Here is a 6,925-nt window from a genome sequence, read left to right on the forward strand (position 1 = left end):
TTTCTAACAGAACCAAGAAAGCTATATGTATGGCTCAATCCCTTCAAAAAGAAATGGCCTAAAGAGGTCCATGAATGGACAGGTGAAACCATAAATTGGCACTAAATCCTCTCCTTTGACGAAGCTGAATATCACTGCGAACTTGGATCAATAGAAGCAAAGGGTAAAAGACATCGCACACGGGGTGGCTTCCTACAAGCCTTCGCTCTAGCACCCTTCGGGCATAAAAGGCTGAGCTCCAACAACCGCAGGCAAGAAACAGACGGCTGTTTTAAAGAAAGTGTACTCTTAAGAGGGAGAGCTGTTGTTCCCCCTTAAAGACATAAGTCATTATCAATTGGATGAGACTCAACGCAAAATGGACTTTGATGATTATCAGCTTGAGCTTAACCCTCACGACCCATGGCTTAACGCGTAAGAAAGCCTTGGTCAGAAAAATGCAGATATTGACTATGAGTCAACACCTATCTATAGTTGACATACAGTCAACAAGGAATGGGTAATGAATGTAATCTCGAAAAAACCTTTTAATGATGCAGCGAAGAAGTACCCAAATGATCGTGTAGCGTTACTAGAAATGTTTAAGGTTTTACATAAAACAGAATTTAGCAGCCCTGAAGAGCTCAAAGCGGTTTTCCCGTCATTAGACAATTTCAAATACAAAGATAAATGGTGGGTTTTAGATGTTGGAGGGAATAATCTCCGTGTTATCGCTTTTATCCAGTTTGTAAATAAACGTATGTATATCAAACATATCGTTAACCATTCAGATTATGACAAGCTGACTAAGAAATACTTGAAGGAAAAAGATTAGGAGTAATGTTATGGCACAGTTAGCTATCGTTGAGGCTTATGAAGCATTTATGTCTACAGCGCAGCCTTTAATTAACATTGATTCAGACGAGCAATATAACGTTGTTTTAAAAACGCTTGAACAAGTCCTTGAAACAGCTACTGATTCTCTAGATGATCCTATGAATCCTCTGATTGATATGCTGAATCAGGCTATCGAACGCTATGAGGCTGAAGATAATGAGTTAGCAGCCTTTATCGAAGAGGCCGAAGCTATACCTACTGATATTGCGTTGCTTCGTACCTTGATGAGTCAACATCAACTAACCGGAAGTGATCTTCCAGAGATTGGTGACAAAACAATGGTCTCAAAAGTACTTAATGGAAAGCGACTATTGAGCCGGCAGGCAATAGAAAAACTGTCTCAACGCTTTGGCATTCGCCCTGCTATGTTCTTTGATTGTTAATCGCCTGTTAACCTTTTCACTTCAAAACAATTTTTTATTGTTAGCGACTAACAAACGAGTAACCAAATAAACACGGCTGACATAAGCCTTAAGGTACGCATACCCCTACTTTAAAGATGAAAAGCCAATCTGATTATAACATCGCGCGCGGGGCGGCTTCCTACAGTACCTCGCTCTAGCACCCTTCGGACATAAAGAACAGTGCTTCCAACACAAAGCACCTAGCCAATAATCACATCACCCGATCCTGCTGAGACAGAGCCACCACAGCTGATGCTGTCTCCCACCCTTGCCGCGGGTTTGCCATTAATGAAAACACTCCCTGAACCAGCTGATATTGAGCGCCCATGAGGGGGACAATTACCACAACCATGTGGAGCGACCGCATCACCTACGCGCGCTGCGGGGATGCCATTTGTCATGACATTACCACTACCTGCGATGACCGGTGTCGGTGGGAAACATCCATGGCCTGAACCTATATCGCCTATCCGTGCTGCTTTTGGCATAAGACTCTCCTTAACTGTGCGCTTCTATTTTACTTTCAATCTACTTGCTACGCTAAACATTAATCATCGTAAAACAATCAGCACGCCTTCATCTCAGTATCAGTGAATGTATTCATCCTGAGTTGCAATAAACTCGCTGAATTCCACAGAATTATATGCACGGATACACCCCAAACTTTCAGATAACTCTCCATTTTTCATATACCCCTTCAATACTTCCGACCGCATCCTTAGAAACGTAGCTGTTGCTTGGTAAGGATCATGAATCACCTCAAAGGTGTCTTCATTCTGCTGAATTTGATGCTTACCTTGGCCCATAAAGTGCAGTGCGCCTATTGAACGGCCCAGATCTTCAGTTAAATTACTTTCTTTCGTTTCAATCTTCTTCAAACAGGTAACTAACGCATAATCCTTCAACATCTGCTGCGCAGTTTCAACCACTACTGAGCTACCAGCAAAAACATTGCAACTAAGAAGTAATACCCAACAAAATGACACGATTCTTGTTAAACGAGTTCCCATAATAAGATCCTGACTGGCTTCGCTGTTGTTTGATTCCAATACGGATAATTTAAGTCATGATAATGACTGCCATCTCCTGCGACTATGCCATCCCACAAAGTAACGTGGCCTGATGCATCATTCCAGCCATTAACAATAATGATCATTAGCCCTTGCTTACCTTGAACTGTTGAAAACTCTGCGGGAGAAATATCATGCTCGGCTTTGCCCCAGTTAAATTCTATAAAGGCAATAACATCATTAACCCTCATTATATAAGGGAGCCCATCAGCCCCTGCTGCTCGGTATATATTCCTATTCGGATCGATGGTCCCTCGAGGAATTCGAAATCCTCCATAATTGAAAGCCCTACTCATTCTCAATGCACAAGCATTCGCATAGGCATCAGGGTTTTGATCTCTTAATTGAGCTACGTTTCCACCCACAATCGAATAGGCCTCCTGTACATCCTTGGTACCCAATTCTGTATAAGCACTCCATAAGCTTTGGAATTGAGGCCGTTTAAGAATGACCGATGCAGATTGCCCACCAGAGGAAGCTGTAAGTGGACCCGCCATTATAGCTCCCCTTCTAAATCAACATATTGGTTATCTAATACATTAGAAATAATAATTTGACCACCTGCCCCAACAACACCTGAAACAGTTTTTGAGACAGCCCCTTCAAGTTTTATACTTACAGACTCGCCGTTTGAATAGCCTATTGTTTTAGCATGAAGGTTAATATCAGGGTAATGTCTAGACTCAGAAGATAGCCTTTTTTGTTTGGTACCATAACTAAAATACAATTCGGTTATTTCTTTCTGTACTGTAGGAGATATTGCGTCAAAAAAGTTCGGAGAACTAGAAGGAGTAAATTGGTCGCCAATAATCACATCACCCGATCCAGCCGACACTGAGCCACCACAGGTGATGCTGTCTCCCACTCTAGCCGCGGGTTTTCCATTAATGAAAACACTCCCTGAACCAGCTGAAATTGAGCGACCGTGAGGGGGGCAGTTACCACAACCATGTGGGGCGACCGCATCACCTACGCGTGCTGCGGGGATGCCATTTGTCATGACATTACCACTACCTGCGATGACCGGTGTCGGTGGGAAACAACCATGGCCTGAACCTATATCGCCTATCCGTGCTGCTTTTGGCATAAGACTCTCCTTAATTAACCGTTTAGACCTGTTAGTTATTTTTTCTTTGAAAGTGTTTCTAAATCAGTCTGGAGCTGCTGTACTTGGTTATCAAGTGGGTCAGTACTTCCCTCTAAAGGAACTGAAAGATATAGATTGACTGATCTGAGTAAGGCTCTTTGTTCCATTAGCATAGCTTGAGACTGATCTTTAATAACCGCTCGATATTGGCTGATATCACTCGCCTGCCAGTCTGGGTTATCAAGTAACAAATTAGTTTTAATTAAGATTGGATCATCAACAGGTGCAACCGCAACGTCTTCAGCTGAGGAAAGATACACAGTGCCAGCTGCCATTATCGCCAACACGCCGAGTATGCAGGCGATAATGATGACCTTGTAAGACTGAATAAAAGACACTGACTGAGGTGCGGCTTTTGGCTGAGACAATCGACTCATACGACGCTGCACATTGAACGTCGTCATCTCAGGTGAGTCTGAGTTTGCATAAGCTAATGGTTCGGACGCTTGTGTAGGTGCTACCAGTGCCTCAGTTTGCAACTCTGCCGTATGAGTGTCGCTCATCTGTGCTGGGCGGGTATATTCAGCGGTGAAGTCATCTTGTGATGATTCAGCTACCGGCTCCTTTGAGAAGCCTGGTAGCGTGCGCTCTTCAACATTAAAGACTTGCTCTTCAATCAGTGCATGACGATGCGCCCGATAATGCGTTTGCGAAATTTTGCCCGCAGCGTACTGACGACTTAATGTTAATAATGTAACACTCATATCCCGCTCCTACTCCAAAATAACTTTTAGCGTTCTATATTCAAACACGTAACACGCTTATAACTGCCTAACTAGCCTGAACCCTGTTTTTGAATCTGCACCAGAACTGCGGACGAGATCAACTGAACAGGTGGACATTTTATCGGCATAGTGACCACCAGCCGCCATTGCAGCACCCCCTTTTAACACCCATTCTTGGACATTACCTAAGTAGTTAATCATGCCCCAATTATTGGCTTCACCACTACGTACCGATACTTTGTTATGCCCCTTCAAAATCGTCTCACCCTGCATCAATCGACAGTTGAAATTATTCGGTTGACGTTTTCCACCCGAAAGCGCGGCATGTTTCCACTGTTCATAACTTGGTAGTTTGTACTGTTTTCCTGTGACCTGAGTGAGCCATTTAGCATAAGCATTAACTTGCGAATGGCTGATATTGGTTAAAGGAGAACGTCCACTACCGGACCGGACTTTACAGCCCGTTTGTTTACAGTATGCGTTGTAATCATCAATGCTTATTTCAAATTTACTAATCGCAAAACTTGGCCCCGCCCCTGAAGGGATCACGATCATATAAGGCGCTTTAGTTTGTGCCGCCACCATGTCATAGCACACGGCTTTCACATTACGCCCTAACCCCGCTAAACCCGAAGTACAGGCTTTGCCAGTAGCGGTAACTTTCGGCGCTTCTACTTTCGGCTTTTGCGCGGCAGGTTCAGTCACTACGGGTTCTGGCTCTACTGGCTTAACAGGTTCAGGTGGTTTGATCGGTTCCGCAGTCTGTGCGGCCGGTAAAGGTATCGATTTAATTTTACTGTGATCAGGATAAAGCTCTTTTGCTTTTAGCAATAAGTTACGTGCGGATGAAGGCCGACTGGCTTTAAGCGCGTCGTAACGCTTAATAACCGCATTGGTTAAATCCGTATGTAGTTTTTCGGCCCGTTCGGGAATCAGCTCGGCCTCAATCTCAGTCAACATCTGATGAGCTAGAGTAAATGATTCTAGATCGACACTTCTGATCGTTTGCCCAATGCGCCATAACTTAGCATCACGCTGATAGGCTGCTATTTTCTCGTCGATCACAGTCGTATCAACAGAATACTTTTTAGCACCTTCCAGCAATTGTGCCGCCTTTGTCAGACGTGACTGCCTAGCAAGCTGCTCAGATAAACGTAGATAAGTCTCAACAAAAGCAGGATGCGCTTCACTTTGAATATAAGGATCGTCTTTACCTAACTGGGCCGTTAATTTACCTAAACTCTGCTCCGCCCTCGAAATATCATTCGCCTTCAACTGAGTTAATAATGTTTGCTTTAAGCCTTCAACTTGCGCCTGCTGCTTACGGGCTTGTTTCTCTGCTTCCCAGGCTGAGCGAGCTTCTTTAATCTGCTGCTCTTGCCCTTCTAAAGTCCCCAATGAGGGATCGTATTCGGCAGCTTTCTTAAGCAGCTCCAGTGCATCATCGAAGCGCTTCTCTTGCGTATACTGATTCGCAGCATTGGAAATATTCAGTGCCACCATCGTATTCAGCGCAGTAATTTGTGCCTCAGAGGCATCAAGCGCTTTTAATTGCTTGATCAGTTTTCGCAGCTGGCCTTCCCAGTTTGGATCTTGAGCAATCTGTTTTAACTGCTGATCGATCTGCTGTTTTACTTCTTGATAACGCTCATTTGATTCTTTATCAACTAAGCGCTTCTTTAGCTCGTCTGTTCGGTTTTCAATACTGATATTTCCAGGAAAAGCATCGCTATATGCCTGTAATAACTCTGTCGCTTGCTGTAACTCGTCTTGCTTTTCTAGCTGATCAACCTGATTTAGGAAATGGGAAGATAAACGCTGCGGTATATCCGTCAATAGTTTGTGATTAGGCTGCAGCTGTTCAACTTTATCTAATACCGCTTGGACCTCTTCTAATAAGGCAGTATCTACGCTTTGACCTAATAAACTATTTAACTCTTTGTGATAGCTCTCAACTTCAGCTTTGCGCTGGGCATTAAGTTGCTCTAACTGTGCTGGACTGGCTGCCGACTGGCTTGCACTAATAAGCTCTAGTTCGTTATCTAATGTTTGTGTAAATGAATCATTTTGGGTAGACAAATTGGCAGATACACTGCGAGCACGTTCAACCAATGCTGTTGCCTCCTCCCACGCCAGTTTATTACGGGCAACACGTGCCTGTGTTAACCAAGCACGACTTAGCCTTAAGGCAGTGGCGTCTTTGACATCAACCGGGGCTTCAAATGAGGTAAGCATTTTCTCTGCTTGTGTTAAATTCCCCTCGGTAATTGCATTGACTATGCGCTGTTTCTCTTTTTCTAATGCGGCTTGGTACTGCGCTTTCCCTTGTTCTAACTGTTGTTGTAACTGGTTCGCTACTGGCTCAGTTAAGAAGCCCTGTAAGCTTGTAAACTGACGTTCGGCGCTAAACCACTGTCCCAGCTGAAACTGTGCACTCAAGGACTTTTCGATAAGCGGGGACGCATGCTGTTTAAATTGAATCAGCATCTTATTGTCCGGTGCGATTTTATTAAGCTCATCCACACTTGTGCTAAAAGGTTTTAAATCCTCTACCGTACTAATACTCAAGAATGAGGCTAAGTTTTTCTCTAACTCGGCGACTTTAATCGCTTTCTCATAACGGTACTGCTGCTGGGATAACTGCTCTGCGGCAACAGAAATAGTACTATTAGACGGGAACATGGTTTTAGCAATGGCGCTAAC

8 protein-coding genes are annotated in these 6,925 nt (G+C 43.9%); 2 read left to right on the forward strand and 6 right to left on the reverse strand.

All coding sequences use genetic code 11. From position 1 onward, the window contains the following. Nucleotides 1-502 precede the first annotated feature (502 nt). Nucleotides 503-814, forward strand: a complete 312-nt coding sequence (locus B4K11_RS12730; RefSeq protein ID WP_292959414.1) for a type II toxin-antitoxin system HigB family toxin — start codon at nucleotides 503-505, stop codon at nucleotides 812-814. Between the two features lie 10 nt (nucleotides 815-824). Beyond that, nucleotides 825-1,259, forward strand: a complete 435-nt coding sequence (locus B4K11_RS12735) for a helix-turn-helix domain-containing protein (protein WP_292959415.1) — start codon at nucleotides 825-827, stop codon at nucleotides 1,257-1,259. Between the two features lie 221 nt (nucleotides 1,260-1,480). Here the strand turns inward: B4K11_RS12735 and B4K11_RS12740 are convergent, their stop codons facing one another. The 6 genes from B4K11_RS12740 to B4K11_RS12765 all read right to left on the reverse strand — a co-directional run. Next, complete coding sequence (locus tag B4K11_RS12740; protein WP_292959416.1) at nucleotides 1,481-1,768, reverse strand: type VI secretion system PAAR protein; 288 nt, start codon at nucleotides 1,766-1,768, stop codon at nucleotides 1,481-1,483. Between the two features lie 99 nt (nucleotides 1,769-1,867). Then, nucleotides 1,868-2,290 carry a hypothetical protein gene (locus B4K11_RS12745; protein ID WP_292959417.1) on the reverse strand — a complete coding sequence of 141 codons (423 nt, stop codon included), beginning with the start codon at nucleotides 2,288-2,290 and terminating at the stop codon, nucleotides 1,868-1,870. Next, nucleotides 2,275-2,847, reverse strand: coding sequence for a type VI secretion system amidase effector protein Tae4 (locus tag B4K11_RS12750; protein WP_292959418.1), 573 nt, complete (start codon nucleotides 2,845-2,847; stop codon nucleotides 2,275-2,277). Before B4K11_RS12750 ends, B4K11_RS12745 begins: the two co-directional genes overlap by 16 nt. Further along, nucleotides 2,847-3,437, reverse strand: coding sequence for a type VI secretion system PAAR protein (locus tag B4K11_RS12755; RefSeq protein ID WP_292959419.1), 591 nt, complete (start codon nucleotides 3,435-3,437; stop codon nucleotides 2,847-2,849). The genes B4K11_RS12750 and B4K11_RS12755 overlap by 1 nt, the downstream gene beginning before the upstream one ends. Nucleotides 3,438-3,472: 35 nt before the next feature. Then, nucleotides 3,473-4,201, reverse strand: a complete 729-nt coding sequence (locus B4K11_RS12760) for a hypothetical protein (RefSeq protein WP_292959420.1) — start codon at nucleotides 4,199-4,201, stop codon at nucleotides 3,473-3,475. A 57-nt stretch (nucleotides 4,202-4,258) separates the two neighbouring features. Further along, the coding region (locus B4K11_RS12765; protein ID WP_292959421.1) for an SUMF1/EgtB/PvdO family nonheme iron enzyme at nucleotides 4,259-6,925 on the reverse strand (2,667 nt) is incomplete at its 5' end.

This window comes from Neptuniibacter sp. UBA6509 (genome assembly GCA_002435145.1).
Classification (GTDB): Bacteria; Pseudomonadota; Gammaproteobacteria; order Pseudomonadales; family Balneatricaceae; genus Neptuniibacter.

Coding starts and splice junctions, on each gene's coding strand:
- B4K11_RS12755 (WP_292959419.1), bottom strand. CDS start 3,437: ATGCCAAAAGCAGCACGGATAGGCGATATAGGTTCAGGCCATGGTTGT.
- B4K11_RS12745 (WP_292959417.1), bottom strand. CDS start 2,290: ATGGGAACTCGTTTAACAAGAATCGTGTCATTTTGTTGGGTATTACTT.
- B4K11_RS12730 (WP_292959414.1), top strand. CDS start 503: ATGAATGTAATCTCGAAAAAACCTTTTAATGATGCAGCGAAGAAGTAC.
- B4K11_RS12735 (WP_292959415.1), top strand. CDS start 825: ATGGCACAGTTAGCTATCGTTGAGGCTTATGAAGCATTTATGTCTACA.
- B4K11_RS12760 (WP_292959420.1), bottom strand. CDS start 4,201: ATGAGTGTTACATTATTAACATTAAGTCGTCAGTACGCTGCGGGCAAA.
- B4K11_RS12750 (WP_292959418.1), bottom strand. CDS start 2,847: ATGGCGGGTCCACTTACAGCTTCCTCTGGTGGGCAATCTGCATCGGTC.
- B4K11_RS12740 (WP_292959416.1), bottom strand. CDS start 1,768: ATGCCAAAAGCAGCACGGATAGGCGATATAGGTTCAGGCCATGGATGT.